Annotated in this window: 11 protein-coding genes and 1 pseudogene; 1 reads left to right on the top strand and 11 read right to left on the bottom strand. The window is 73.4% G+C overall.

The annotated features are described in order from the left end of the window. Positions 1–164: 164 nt before the first annotated feature. The 10 genes and pseudogenes from ACZ4WV_RS02995 to ACZ4WV_RS02950 form a co-directional block, all read right to left on the bottom strand. Positions 165–425 (bottom strand): hypothetical protein, encoded by a 261-nt coding sequence (locus tag ACZ4WV_RS02995; protein WP_465742146.1) that lies wholly within the window; start codon positions 423–425, stop codon positions 165–167. After that, on the bottom strand, positions 422–1,915 hold the full coding sequence (gene gatA, locus ACZ4WV_RS02990) for an Asp-tRNA(Asn)/Glu-tRNA(Gln) amidotransferase subunit GatA (RefSeq protein ID WP_465742184.1): 1,494 nt from the start codon (positions 1,913–1,915) through the stop codon (positions 422–424). Before gatA ends, ACZ4WV_RS02995 begins: the two co-directional genes overlap by 4 nt. Positions 1,916–1,929: 14 nt before the next feature. After that, positions 1,930–2,226: an Asp-tRNA(Asn)/Glu-tRNA(Gln) amidotransferase subunit GatC gene (gene gatC / locus ACZ4WV_RS02985; RefSeq protein ID WP_030057414.1), complete on the bottom strand. Its 297-nt coding sequence runs from the start codon at positions 2,224–2,226 to the stop codon at positions 1,930–1,932. A gap of 162 nt (positions 2,227–2,388) precedes the next feature. Beyond that, a pseudogene (locus tag ACZ4WV_RS02980) lies at positions 2,389–4,169 on the bottom strand (putative bifunctional diguanylate cyclase/phosphodiesterase); the annotation flags it as partial. 385 nt (positions 4,170–4,554) lie between these two features. Beyond that, complete coding sequence (gene ligA / locus ACZ4WV_RS02975; RefSeq protein ID WP_465742144.1) at positions 4,555–6,843, bottom strand: NAD-dependent DNA ligase LigA; 2,289 nt, start codon at positions 6,841–6,843, stop codon at positions 4,555–4,557. 19 nt (positions 6,844–6,862) lie between these two features. Then, complete coding sequence (locus tag ACZ4WV_RS02970) at positions 6,863–7,873, bottom strand: methionine synthase (RefSeq protein ID WP_465742142.1); 1,011 nt, start codon at positions 7,871–7,873, stop codon at positions 6,863–6,865. Between the two features lie 35 nt (positions 7,874–7,908). Further along, positions 7,909–8,598: an SDR family oxidoreductase gene (locus ACZ4WV_RS02965; RefSeq protein ID WP_465742140.1), complete on the bottom strand. Its 690-nt coding sequence runs from the start codon at positions 8,596–8,598 to the stop codon at positions 7,909–7,911. 13 nt (positions 8,599–8,611) lie between these two features. Continuing rightward, entirely contained in the window at positions 8,612–9,136 is a 525-nt protein-coding gene (locus tag ACZ4WV_RS02960; protein ID WP_465742138.1) for an LOG family protein, read from the bottom strand. A 99-nt stretch (positions 9,137–9,235) separates the two neighbouring features. After that, positions 9,236–10,372, bottom strand: coding sequence for a tRNA 2-thiouridine(34) synthase MnmA (gene mnmA / locus ACZ4WV_RS02955; RefSeq protein ID WP_465742136.1), 1,137 nt, complete (start codon positions 10,370–10,372; stop codon positions 9,236–9,238). A gap of 35 nt (positions 10,373–10,407) precedes the next feature. After that, complete coding sequence (locus ACZ4WV_RS02950; RefSeq protein ID WP_465742134.1) at positions 10,408–11,589, bottom strand: cysteine desulfurase family protein; 1,182 nt, start codon at positions 11,587–11,589, stop codon at positions 10,408–10,410. A 168-nt stretch (positions 11,590–11,757) separates the two neighbouring features. On the opposite strand from ACZ4WV_RS02950, the gene ACZ4WV_RS02945 reads away from it, so the two are divergent. Next, positions 11,758–12,534, top strand: coding sequence for an IclR family transcriptional regulator (locus ACZ4WV_RS02945; RefSeq protein ID WP_465742132.1), 777 nt, complete (start codon positions 11,758–11,760; stop codon positions 12,532–12,534). On the opposite strand, the gene ACZ4WV_RS02940 is transcribed toward ACZ4WV_RS02945, so the two are convergent. Then, a complete protein-coding gene (locus tag ACZ4WV_RS02940; protein WP_465742130.1) occupies positions 12,440–13,099 on the bottom strand; it encodes a trimeric intracellular cation channel family protein in 660 nt (219 codons plus the stop codon). The genes ACZ4WV_RS02945 and ACZ4WV_RS02940 overlap by 95 nt on opposite strands. Between the last annotated feature and the right edge of the window lie 12 nt (positions 13,100–13,111).

The following is a 13,111-nucleotide window of genomic DNA, read 5'->3' as shown; positions in this document are numbered from 1 at the left end:
AAAACCATCCCCTCCAGCATCTGGGTTGGGCGCGCAGCCCCCCAGACCCACACCCCCCCACCACAACCATTTTTGCCGCGGCTCCCCCCCCCCCCCCCCCCCCCCCGACCCCCCCCCCCCCCCCCCCCCCCCCCCCCCCCCCGCCCCGGGGCACTCGGCTCGGCTCAGCCCAGCAGCACGTCGTCGGAGCCCAGCCGGCGCAGCTCCCGCACCATCAGGGCGGTGCCGGTGATCAGCGCGGCGGCGCCGACCAGGGCGTTGACCAGCTTGAGGGTGTCGTTCTCCTCGCGGGCCTTGCGGGCGTCCTTGACGATGGAGACCGCGCCGAAGGCGCTGGTGCCGATGGACAGCCACAGGCCGGGCTTGCTGTGCTTCCACCCCTTGAGCGAAGCGGACTGGGCCTTGGCCTTCTCGATCTTGCTCACAGTGCCGGTACCTCCTCCAGCAGGGTGTGCCCCCACTTGTCGTTGAGTGCGGCCTCGACGGCGCCGCCCACGCGGTACAGGCGGTCGTCCGCCATCGCGGGTGCGATGATCTGCAGGCCGACCGGGAGATTGTCCTCCGGCGCCAGGCCGACCGGCAGCGACATGGCCGCGTTGCCCGCAAGGTTCGACGGAATCGTGCACAGGTCGGCCAGGTACATCGCCATCGGGTCGTCGGCGCGCTCGCCGATCGGGAAGGCGGTGGTCGGCGTGGTCGGCGAGACCAGCACGTCCACCCCGGCGAAGGCCGCGTCGAAGTCGCGCGAGATGAGCGTGCGGACCTTCTGGGCCGAGCCGTAGTAGGCGTCGTAGTAGCCCGAGGACAGCGCGTAGGTGCCCAGGATGATGCGGCGCTTGACCTCGTCGCCGAAGCCGGCCTCACGGGTCAGCGCGGTGACCTCCTCAGCCGAGCGGCTGCCGTCGTCGCCGACCCGCAGGCCGTAGCGCATGGCGTCGAAGCGGGCCAGGTTGGAGGAGCACTCCGACGGCGCGATCAGGTAGTACGCCGGCAGCGCCAGGGTGAAGGACGGGCAGGAGACCTCGACGACCTCGGCGCCCAGCTCTCGCAGCAGCTCCACCGACTCGTTGAAGCGCTGCATCACGCCGGCCTGGTAGCCCTCGCCGGCGAACTCCTTGACCACGCCGATCCGCATGCCGCGCACGTCGCGCAGCTTCGCGGCCTCGACCACGGCCGGGACGGGCGCGTCGATCGAGGTGGAGTCCAACGGGTCGTGCCCGGCGATGGCCTCGTGCAGCAGCGCCGCGTCCAGCACGGTGCGGGCGCACGGGCCGCCCTGGTCCAGGCTGCTGGAGAAGGCGACCAGGCCGTAGCGGGACACCGAGCCGTAGGTCGGCTTGACGCCGACGGTGCCGGTGACGGCGCCGGGCTGGCGGATCGAGCCGCCGGTGTCGGTGCCGATCGCCAGCGGGGCCTCGAAGGCGGCCAGCGCGGCGGCCGAACCGCCGCCGGAGCCGCCGGGGATGCGGGTGAGGTCCCACGGGTTGCCGGTCGGGCCGTAGGCGGAGTTCTCAGTGGAGGAGCCCATCGCGAACTCGTCCATGTTGGTCTTGCCGAGGATGACGACGCCGGCGTCCTTGAGACGGGCGGTCAGCGTGGCGTCGTACGGCGGGATCCAGCCCTCGAGCATCTTCGACCCGCACGTGGTCGGGATGCCCTTGGTGGTGAAGACGTCCTTCAGCGCGAGCGGGACGCCGGCCAGCGGGCCCAGCTCCTCGCCCTTGGCGCGCTTCTCGTCGACGGCCTTGGCGGCGTTCAGCGCGCCCTCGGTGTCGACGTGCAGGAAGGCGTTGACCTTCTTGTCGACGGCCTCGATGCGGTCCAGGTGCGCCTGGGCGACCTCGACGGCGGACACCTCGCCCTTGGCGATGGCGGCGGCGGTCTCGGCGGCCGTGCGGCGGATCAGCTCGGTCATCTCGGTCATCTCGGTCAGTCCTCCCCGAGGATCTGCGGCACACGGAAACGCTGCTCCTCGGCGGCGGGGGCGCCGGACAGCGCCTGCTCCGGGGTGAGCGACGGCCGCACCTCGTCCGCACGCATGACGTTGGTCAGCGGCAGCGGGTGGGAGGTCGGCGGGACGTCCTGTCCGGCGACCTCGGAAACGCGGGCGACCGCGCCGATGATCACGTCGAGCTGCTCGGCGAAGTGGTCCAGCTCTTCGGGCTTCAGCTCAAGACGCGACAGCCGGGCGAGGTGGGCGACCTCCTCGCGCGTGATGCCAGGCATGCAGCGATCCTCAGGGTGAGTTCTGGTGAGGCCCGGCGGTGCCTGCGGCGGTGCCGGGCCCGGGCAGGAGCAGCCGGTTCGGTGCTCCGTCCTCGTGGTCTTTGGACCCCATCCTATGGGGCCCGGCCCGGCCACCGGCCAACGAGTGATCGCGCACCCCGGTCACCCCGGGCGCCGCGGCCCCCGCGGAGCCGCTACTGCGGCCTGGTGCGGGCCCAGTCCGGGGTGCCGGGCGCCTGGATCTCCAGCTGCGCGGCCTGCAGCGGCTGGGTGCACGGCACGGCCCGGACGGCCGGCGGCAGCACGGGCGGCAGCGTCGGCGGCAGCACCGGGGGCAGCGGGGCGGGCTGGGCGGCGGGCTGGGTCAGCGGCTGGGCGACCGGCCTGATGACCGACGGGAGCTGCGGCGGGGCGCCGAGGCGCTCCACCGGCGGGGCCGAGGTGGTGCGGTGCACCCGCAGCCACGCGGTGGCCTGCTCGGCGGGCAGCGCGGCCGACACCAGCCAGCCCTGGACGGCGTCCACGCCCATGCGGTGCAGCCGCTCCCAGGTCTCGTCGTCCTCGACGCCCTCGGCGACGACCGTCAGGCCCAGCGAGTGGGCCAGCTCCACCGAGCAGCGGACCACCGCCGCGTCGTGGTCGTCGGCGACCATCCGGGAGACGAAGGAGCGGTCGATCTTCAGCTCGCCGACCGGCAGGCTGCGCAGCCGCACCAGCGAGGAGTGGCCGGTGCCGAAGTCGTCCAGGGACATCCCGACGCCGTAGCCGCGCAGCTCGGCCAGGGTGTCGGCGGCGCGCCGGGAGTCGTCGAGCAGCAGCCGCTCGGTGATCTCCAGCTGCAGCGCGTGGGCCGGCACCTGGTGGCGGACGAGGTGGCCGGCGACGCGCTGGGCGAAGCCGGGGTTGAGCACGTCGCGCGGCGAGACGTTGACCGCGACCTGCACCTGAAGCCCCTGGTCGCGCCAGTAGGCGAGCTGGCCGACGGCGGCCTCCAGCACGTAGTCGGTGAGCCGGGGCATCAGGCCGCTGGACTCGGCGAGCCCGACGAACTCGTCCGGCGAGACCTTCCCCTGCCCGGGGCGCTCCCAGCGCAGCAGCGCCTCCAGGCCGACCACCCGGCCGTCGAAGGCCACCTTCGGCTGGTAGTGCAGTTGCACCTCGCCGATCTCCAGGGCTCGGCGCAGGTCCCCGAGCAGGCCTATCCGGTACGGGGTGTCGGCGTCCTGGGTCTCGTCGTACTGGGCGACTCCGCTGCACTCCTGCTGGGCGTGGCCCATCGCCACGTCGGCGCGGCGCAGCAGGGACTCGGCGTCCTGGGCGTCCTGCGGGTAGACGCAGACGCCGGCGCTGGCCTCCAGCACCAGCAGCAGGCCGTCCAGGCGGATCGGCGCGGCGAGTTCGGCGATCAGCGCCTTGGCGACCCGCTCCAGGCTGTCCGGGCAGTTGATGCCGGGCAGCAGGACGGCGAACTCGTCTCCGCCCATCCGGGCCACCATCGGGCGGCCGCGCCGGTAGTGCCGGGGCAGGCCGACGAAGACGTCGTCGATGGACTCCCGGGTGGCGCTGCCGGCCGTGCCGCCGGAGCGCAGCGCGCGGTGGAGCCGGCGGGCGATGTGAACCAGCAGCCGGTCGCCGGCCGTATGTCCCAGTGTGTCGTTGAGTGATCTGAACCGGTCGAGGTCGAGCAGTATGAGACCGACGCTATAGCCCTCCTCGCGCTCGACGATCGCCTCCTGGGCGGCCAGCAGTAAGGCCTGACGGTTGGGCAGGTCCGTCAGCGGGTCGGTCAGCTGGTCGCGGGCGCGGTCCCGGGCGATCCGCCAGGCGGCCACCAGCACCGCCAGCGGCACCGCGAACAGCGGCAGCAGTTCGGGTTCGTACCGGTAGACCAGGACGGCCAGCGGGATGAGCGGCGCCGCACCGGCCAGCAGCACGCCGAGCAGCAGGACCGCACCCGCCACCCCCTGCGGCGGGCGTGTGGGCGCGCCGCCGGTCGTACGATCCATAAGCCCTGTCCTCCGTCGGGCCCGCCCCGTCAGGCCGCCTTACGGTGAGGCACCGTGCCGGTACCGACAGCTGTCGGGCATGGAGCGACCCCGAGGAGCCCCGGCTCAGCCGGTGCCCCCACCCCTGCTGACACTCTGTTGCGCTCCAGGGTATGCCGGGGTCCACCCGGTGGGCAGACTTTCGGACAACCGGAAACGCATCACCGCGCCCGGGTGCCGGGCAGTGACACAATGCCCGCTTTCACTGAACGACACCCGATGACGCAGCATCAGGACGATAACAACACGGTTGTGGGCACCGGTTGCTCGGGGCGGCCTCGAATCAGCCCTCGGCGGCCGCCTCCTGCGGCTCGGCGGCCTGCTCGGGCTCCGGAAGCCCCAGGTGGGCACGGGCGGCCGACGGCCCGTCGGAGAGCAGCACGGCGAAGCCGGCGTCGTCCAGGATCGGCAGTCCCAGCTGAAGGGCCTTGTCGTACTTGGACCCCGGGTTGTCACCGGCGACCACGAAGTCGGTCTTCTTCGAAACCGAACCGGTCACCTTCGCTCCGCGCGAGGTCAGCGCCTCCTTGGCGCCGTCCCGGGTGTGCCCGGCCAGCGTGCCGGTCACCACGACGGTCAGGCCCTCCAGCGGGCGCTCCGCCCCCTCCTCGTCCGCGAACTCCTCGGTGAAGCGGACGCCGGCGGCACGCCACTTCTCCAGGATCTCCCGGTGCCAGTCGACCTGGTACCACTCCGTGATCGAGCGGGCGATGGTCGGGCCGACCCCCTCGGCGGCGGCCAGCTCCTCCTCGGTGGCCGAGAAGATCCGGTCCAGGTCGCGGAACTCCCGGACCAGCACCTGGGCGGCGACCGGACCGACGTGCCGGATGGACAGCCCGTTGAGGTAGCGCCACAGCGGGCGCTCCTTGGCGTTGGCGAGGTTCTCCAGCAGGACCCCGGTGTTCTTCTTCGCCGCCCCCGTGGTGGTGGCGAAGAAGAACACCTCCTTCTCCTCGCCGGTGACGTCGTCCAGCTTGGGCATGCCGGTCTTCTGGTCGCGCACCAGCACCTTGATCGGCAGCAGCTGCTCCTCGGTCAGCCCGAAGATGTCGCCCTCGTTGCGCACCGGCGGCTCGACCGGCGGCAGCGGCTGGGTCAGCGCGGTGGCCGCCACGTAACCGAGCCCCTCGATGTCCAGGCAGGACCGCCCGCCGAGGAAGGCGATCCGCTCCCGGATCTGGGCCGGGCAGTGCTGCGCGTTCGGGCAGCGCAGGTCGATGTCCCCCTCGGCCATCGGGCGCAGCTCGCTGCCGCACTCCGGGCAGTGCGAGGGCATCACGAAGGCCTGCTCGCTGCCGTCCCGCAGGTCCTCCACCGGGCCGAGGATCTCCGGGATGACGTCACCGGCCTTGCGCAGCACCACGGTGTCACCGAGCAGCACGCCCTTGGCCTTGACGACCTCCTGGTTGTGCAGCGTCGCGTACTGCACCATCGAGCCGGCCACCTTCACCGGCTCGGCCAGCACCGCGTACGGCGTGGCGCGGCCGGTGCGGCCGATGCCGACCTTGATCTCGGCCAGCTTGCCGGTGACCTCCTCCGGCGGGTACTTCCAGGCGATCGCCCAGCGCGGCGACTTGGAGGTGGCGCCCAGCCGGCCCTGGAGGGCGATCTCGTCCACCTTGACCACCACGCCGTCGATCTCGTGCTCGACGGAGTGCCGCTGCTCGCCGAAGTGCTTGATGAACGCCCGCACCTCGTCGAGGGTCCCGACCACCTTGTTGTGCCGGGCCGTCGGCAGGCCCCAGTCCTGCAGCAACCGGTAGGCGTGCGACTGGCAGTCGATGTCGAAGCCCACCCGGGCCCCGATGCCGTGCACCACCATGTGCAGCGGACGGGAGGCGGTGATGTGCGGGTCCTTCTGGCGCAGCGAACCGGCGGCGGCGTTGCGCGGGTTCATGAACAGCCGGATCATCGCCCGAGGCCGCTTGCCCTCCTTGGCGCGCTCCTCGTTCTCCTGGCGACGGCGCTCGTTCTCCGCCACGAACGAGGCGTTGAGCGCCTCGAAGGCCTCCGTCGGGAAGTAGACCTCGCCGCGGATCTCGACCAGCTCGGGGATGTTCTCGCCCTTGAGCCGGTGCGGGATCTCCTTGATGGTGCGGATGTTCGCGGTGATGTCCTCGCCGACCCGGCCGTCGCCGCGCGTCGCCGCCTGCACCAACTGGCCGTTCTCGTAGGTGAGGTTGACGGCCAGGCCGTCCACCTTGAGCTCGCACAGGTAGTGGTAGTCGATGCCGTGCAGCTCGGTGGCGACCCGCTCGGCCCAGGCGGCGAGCTCCTCGTCGTCCATCGCGTTGTCGAGGCTGAGCAGCCGCTCGCGGTGCTCGACCTCGGCGAACAGCCCGGTGGCGGCGCCGCCGACCTTCTGGCTCGGCGAATCGGGCGTGACCAGCGCCGGGTGCTCGGCCTCGAGCGCCTCCAGCTCGCGCATCAGCGCGTCGAACTCGGCGTCGCTGATGACCGGCGCGTCCTGCTCGTAGTACCGGGCCCGGTGGTCGCTGATCTCCTGCGCCAGCTCGGCGTGCCGCCTGCGCACCTCCGCCGGGACGTCCTCCCAGCCCTCGACAGCCGTCACCGCAAGCCCTCCTACGCTCTCATTCCGGGTTGTCCACCAGGCTCTGTGCCGCCCGCGCCGCCAGCGACAGCGCCTTGCGCGCGTACGCCGGGGAGGCCCCGGCGAGCCCGCAGGTCGGCGTCACCAGCACGCGGCGGCCCAGCAGCTCCGGGGCGAACCCGAGCCTGCGCCACAAGATCCTGACACCCTGGACACTACCGGCCGGGTCCGACACCGCCTGGTCAGTGGACGGGACGACACCGGCGAGGATCACCGTGCCGCCCTCGACCGCCTCGCCGAGGTCGTCGTCCTGGCGCTCGGTGAGGAGCGAGAGGTCCAGCGAGATGCCGGCGGCTCCGGCCCGGCGCAGCAGCGGCACCGGCACGTCCGGGGCGCAACTGTGCACCACCACGGGCGCGTCCAGGCCGCGGATCAGCTCCCGCAGCGCCTCCTCGGCGACCTGCCGGTCCACGGCGCGCAGCCGCTGGAAGCCGCTCGCGGTCTTCACCTGGCCCTCGAGCACGGCGGGCAGCGCGGGCTCGTCCAGCTGGAGGACGAGCTGCGCCCCCGGGACGCGCCCGCGCACCTCCGCGAGGTGCCGGCGCAGGCCCTCGGCGAGCGAACCCGCGATGTCCCGGCAGGCGCCGTGGTCGGAGAGCGCCTTCTCCCCGTGCTTGAGCTCGACGGCCGCCGCCAGCGTCCACGGGCCGACGGCCTGCACCTTGAGCGCGCCCTGGTAGCCCTGGGCGAACTCCTCCAGGGCGTCCAGGTCCTCCCCGAGCCAGGAGCGGGCGCGCCGGGTGTCCCGGCCGGGGCGGTCGGCGAACCGCCAGCCGGACGGTTCGGTCTGGGCGAACAGCTCGACCAGCAGCCCGGCACTACGGCCGATCATGTCGGCGCCGGGGCCGCGCGCGGGCAGTTCGGGCAGGAACGGCAGCTGCTCCAGCGCCCCGGTGGAGGTCCTGGCGGCCTCCCGGGCGTCGGTGCCGGGCAGCGAGCCGACGCCGGTGGCGGCGCCGCGCAGGTCAGGGAAGGGGTGTCCGGTACTCACCCGTCCGAGCCTAGTGCGCGGCGGCACCCGGCCGGTCAGCGCCCGGGGCGGACGGTGATGTCGGTGATCTCGGCGTCGCGGGAGGCGTCCAGGGCTGCGAGGACCGCCTTGGCCACGGACTCCGGCTCGATCCAGCGGGCGGCGTCGTACTCCTTGCCCTCCTGCTGGTGCACCTTGGCCTGCATCGCGGTGGCGGTGCGGCCCGGGTAGACCGAGGTGACCCGCACGCCGTTCGGGTGCTCCTCCTGGCGCAGGGCGTCGGCGAGCGCCTTGAGGCCGTGCTTGCTGGCCGCGTACGCCGACCACTCGGCGTGGGCGGTGAGGCCGGCGCCGGAGTTCACGAAGACCACGTGCCCCTTGGCGAGCCGGAGGGACGGGAGCAGCAGCCGGGTCAGTTCGGCGGGCGCGGTGAGGTTGACGTTGAGCGTCTCCTGCCACGCCTTGACCGAGAGGTCGCCGACCGTGCCCAGCTCGACGACGCCCGCGACGTGCAGCAGCGAGTCCAGCTCGACGGGCGGCTGCTGGTGCCCCAGGGCCCAGGAGAGCCTGCCGGGGTCGCCGAGGTCGCCGACCAGGGTGCGGGCGCCGGGGAACCGCTCCCGCAGCTGCGCGGCGCGACGGGCGTCGCGGGCCAGCAGCCAGAGTTCGTCCCCTCGTTCGGCGAGCAGCTCGGTCAGGACGGCGCCGATGCCGGATCCGGCGCCGGTGATCAGATGTGCAGGCATGGCTCCGATCCTCTCAGGCCTTGAGCTGCACGAAGACCTCGGCGGGCGTGTCGGCGAAGGTGACCAGCTCCGACAGCGGCCGTGGCAGGAAGCCCTCGGCGTCCATCCGCTCCAGCTGGGTGCGCAGGCCCGCGTAGAAGCCCTCGGCGTCGAGGACGACGACCGGCTTCTCGAACATCCCGTGCTTCTTGAGCTCCAGCACCTCGGTGACCTCGTCCATGGTCCCCAGGCCGCCCACCAGGACCACGATGGCGTCCGCGCGGGCGGCCAGCTCCGCCTTCCGTTCGGCCAGGTCGAGGGCCATGAACAGTTCGTCGGCGCCGACGTAGCCCTTGTGCTTCAGCATCTCGACCATGATGCCGACCAGCTTGCCGCCCGCCGCCTTCACCCCGTCGGCGAGCAGGCCCATCAGCCCGGCGTTCGAGCCGCCCCAGACCAGGGTGTGCCCGCCCTCGCCCAGCAGCCGGGCGAATTCGGCGGCGGGGGCGGAGTAGCGGTCGTCGAGCGAGTACGCGGAGCAGAAGACGCAGATGTTCATAGTGCTGACTGGTCTATCACGCCCACCCGCCGGCGATGGGGGGCCGACCCCCTTCGCCGTGCGGGACCGGACCGGACCGGACCGGAGCGGAGCGGCCGGCTACGCCGTGACGGCCGGGCGCTCCGTCGTGGCGATCGTGGCGGAGCCGACCACCCGGGTGCCGTCGTACAGCACCACGGCCTGGCCGGGGGCGATGCCCCGGGCCGGGGTGTCGAGGCGCACGTGGAGCTCGCCGTCGACCACCGACGCGCTCACCGGGACCTCCTCGCCGTGCGCGCGCAGCTGGGCGGTGTAGCGGCCCTCGGCCAGGGGCTCGGTGCCGCACCAGCGGGGGCGGATGGCGGTGAGCGCGGTGACGTCGAGGCCCTCGACGGGGCCGACCGTCACGGTGTTGTTCACCGGGGAGATGTCGAGCACGTAGCGCGGCTTGCCGTCGGCCGCCGGGCGGCCGATCCGCAGGCCCTTGCGCTGGCCGATGGTGAAGCCGTACGCGCCGTCGTGCTCGCCGAGCTTGGTGCCGTCGACGTCGAGGATGTCGCCGGTCGCGGTGCCGAGGTGCTTGGCGAGGAAGCCCTGGGTGTCGCCGTCGGCGATGAAGCAGATGTCGTGGCTGTCCGGCTTCTTGGCGACGGCCAGGCCCCGGCGCTCGGCCTCCGCGCGGATCTCCTCCTTGGTGGTGTCACCGAGCGGGAAGAGCGAGTGGGCCAGCTGGTCGGAGTCGAGCACGCCGAGGACGTAGGACTGGTCCTTGGCGGCGTCCACGGCCCGGTGCAGCTCGCGCTCGCCGGACGGCAGGTCGACGATCCGGGCGTAGTGGCCGGTGCAGACGGCGTCGAAGCCGAGGGCGACCGCCTTGTCGAGCAGCGCGGCGAACTTGATCTTCTCGTTGCAGCGCAGGCACGGGTTCGGCGTCCGCCCGGCGGCGTACTCGGCGACGAAGTCGTCGATCACGTCCTCGCGGAAGCGCTCGGCGAGGTCCCAGACGTAGAAGGGGATGCCGATCACGTCGGCGGCCCGCCAGGCGTCCCGGGAGTCCTCGATGGTGCAGCAGCCGCGCGCGCCGGTGCGGAAGGACTGGGGGTTCGCGGACAGCGCCAGGTGGACGCCGGTCACCTCGTGGCCGGCTTCGACGGCGCGGGCGGCGGCGACGGCGGAGTCGACTCCGCCGGACATCGCCGCGAGCACGCGCAGGCGGCCGGTGGACGGAGTGGTCGGGGCACCCGGGAAGTCAGTCATGGTGACTACAAGCGTACGGGGCCGCCGGACATGCCCTACCGCCGTACGGTCGCCAGCCCGGCGTTGCGGGCCCGCAGCACCGCCGGGCCGATGGCCGCCGCCAGCGCCGTGACGTCCTGCCGCACCGAGGTGTGCCCGAGCGAGAACCGCAGCGAGGCGCGGGCCAGCAGCGGGTCCACGCCCATCGCGAGCAGCACGTGGCTGGGCTGCGGCACGCCCGCCGAGCAGGCCGAGCCGGTGGAGCACTCGATGCCCTGGGCGTCCAGCAGCATCAGCAGGGCGTCGCCCTCGCAGCCGGGGAAGGAGAAGTGGGCGTTGGCGGGCAGCCTGCCCGCCGTCGACGGGTCGCCGTTGAGCACCGCGTCCGGGACGGCGGCCAGGACGGACGCCACCAGTTCGTCGCGCAGCCCGCCGAGCACGGCCGCGTGCTCCTCCCGCCGTTCGACGGCGAGCGCCGCGGCGGCCGCGAAGCCGGCGGCGGCGGGGGCGTCCAGGGTGCCGGAGCGCACGTCGCGCTCCTGCCCGCCGCCGTGCAGCAGCGGTACGGGCGCGGCGCCCCGGGAGAGCAGCAGCGCGCCGATGCCGAACGGACCGCCGATCTTGTGCCCGGTGACGGTGAGCGCGGTGAGCCCCGAGTCGGCGAAGGAGACCGGGACCTGACCGAGCGCCTGCACCGCGTCGGCGTGCATCGGGATGCCGTACTCGGCGGCCACGGCGGCGAGTTCGCGCACCGGCTGGACGGTGCCGACCTCGTTGTTGGCCCACATCACGGTGACCAGGGCCACGGACGCCGGGTCACGCTCGATCGCCGAACGGAGCTCCCCGGGGTGCACCCGGCCGTACGTGTCCACCGGCAGGTACTCGACCGAAGCGCCCTCGTGCTCGGAGAGCCAGTGCACCGCGTCCAGCACCGCGTGGTGCTCGACCGGGCTGCACAGCACCCGGGTGCGGGCCGGGTCGGCGTCCCGGCGGGCCCAGTACAGGCCCTTGACGGCCAGGTTGTCGGACTCGGTGCCGCCGCCGGTGAGCACGATCTCGCTCGGACGGGCGCCCAGCGACTCGGCCAGCGACTCCCGGGACTCCTCGACCACCCGGCGGGCCCGGCGGCCGGCCGCGTGCAGGGACGAGGCGTTGCCGACCACCCCCAGGTGCGCCGTCATCGCGGCGATCGCCTCGGGCAGCATCGGCGTGGTCGCCGCATGGTCCAGGTATGGCATAACCATCCGATTGTAGAGGGCGCCACGATCGGGGCCCCGGGTCGGTGCCTCGATCCGGCCACCGGACGCGCCCCGGCCGGACGGCGGCGTCCGGCACTGGTTTGCACCACTGCGCCACCCAGCGGTTAGCCTGACGGACACTTCTCAAGCGAGTTCCAGGGGGGCGTCATGTCGCAGTCGGTCGACCGCGCGCTGACCCTGCTCGGCTCGCTCGGCGAGGGGCCGCTCTCGCTGGAGCAGGCCGCGGGCAGCCTCGGGGTGCACAAGTCCACCGCGCTGCGGCTGCTGCGCACCCTGGAGGAGCACGGCTTCGTCCGGCGCCAGCCGGATCTGCGCTACCGGGTCGGCGGCCGGGTGCTCTCGCTCGCCGACCGGGCACTGGAGGATTTCGACGTCCGGCAGGTCGCCGCGCCCTACCTGGCCGCACTCAACGCCCGCTGCGGCTACACCGTCCAGCTGGCCGTGCTGCACGACGGCGAGGTGCTCTACCTGGACGAGGTGGCCGGGCCCCGGGCGGCCCGGCCGTCCCGGATCGGGCGCCGGGCGCCGGTGACCGGCACGGCGGTCGGCCGGGTGCTGCTCGCCGGGCTGCCCGAGGACGGCGCCCGCGAGGACGAACTGCCGCCCGAGCTGGCGGCGGTGCGCCTGCGCGGCTGGGCGGCCGAGTCGGCCGAGCACCGCGAGCCGGTGACCTGCGTGGCCGCGCCGGTCGCGGGCAGCGGCGGGCGCACGGTCGCGGCCTGCGCGCTGAGCGCCCCGGCCAGCCAGGTCCGGCCGGCCGAGCTGGCCCGGATGGTGCCGGAGCTGCTCTGCACGGCCGAGGCGATCTCGCTCGCGTGCGGCGGCTCGCCTACTCCTCGCTGGTGCGAGAACCGTTGCGGTGCCAGGCCCGCGGGGCACGCCAGCCGTACTTCAGGGCGAGCATCCGCAGCCCGAAAGCGGTGAGCGCGGCGGCGGTGCCGGTGGCCCCGGTGAGGCGGTCGGCGCCGATCAGCAGGGCCACCAGGGCGGCGCCGACCAGGGCCGGGACGGCGTAGATCTCCCGGTCCCAGCGCAGCAGGGAGGGTATCTCCCCGGCCAGCACGTCGCGGATCACCCCGCCGCCGGCCGCGGTCACCATCCCGAGGGCGACGGCCGCGGCCGCGCCGAGCCCGTAGTCGTGGGCCTTGGCGGTGCCGGTGACGCAGAACAGGCCGAGGCCGAGGGCGTCCAGGGTCTGCACCGCCCGGTTGATCCGCTCGACCTGGGGGTGCAGGAAGAACACCACCAGGCCGGCGGCGAGCGGCGTCACGAAGTAGCCGAAGTTGCTGAAGGCGGCCACCGGTGTCGCCCCGATCACCAGGTCGCGGATCACCCCGCCACCGAGCGCCGTGGCCTCCGCCAGTACGCAGATCCCGAAGATGTCCATGTTCTTGCGGACGGCGAGCAGGCCACCGGAGAGGGCGAAGACGAAGATGCCGGCGAGGTCGAGGGACTGCTGCACGTCGGAGGGGAAGATCTGCGAGGTCACCCCACAACTATG

This window comes from Kitasatospora sp. NPDC029312 (assembly GCF_055569215.1).
This window is presented reverse-complemented; position numbering and strand designations above follow the sequence as displayed.

Coding starts and splice junctions, on each gene's coding strand:
- gatA (WP_465742184.1), bottom strand. CDS start 1,915: ATGACCGAGCTGATCCGCCGCACGGCCGCCGAGACCGCCGCCGCCATC.
- gatC (WP_030057414.1), bottom strand. CDS start 2,226: ATGCCTGGCATCACGCGCGAGGAGGTCGCCCACCTCGCCCGGCTGTCG.
- ACZ4WV_RS02965 (WP_465742140.1), bottom strand. CDS start 8,598: ATGCCTGCACATCTGATCACCGGCGCCGGATCCGGCATCGGCGCCGTC.
- ACZ4WV_RS02960 (WP_465742138.1), bottom strand. CDS start 9,136: ATGAACATCTGCGTCTTCTGCTCCGCGTACTCGCTCGACGACCGCTAC.
- mnmA (WP_465742136.1), bottom strand. CDS start 10,372: ATGACTGACTTCCCGGGTGCCCCGACCACTCCGTCCACCGGCCGCCTG.
- ACZ4WV_RS02950 (WP_465742134.1), bottom strand. CDS start 11,589: ATGCCATACCTGGACCATGCGGCGACCACGCCGATGCTGCCCGAGGCG.
- ACZ4WV_RS02945 (WP_465742132.1), top strand. CDS start 11,758: ATGTCGCAGTCGGTCGACCGCGCGCTGACCCTGCTCGGCTCGCTCGGC.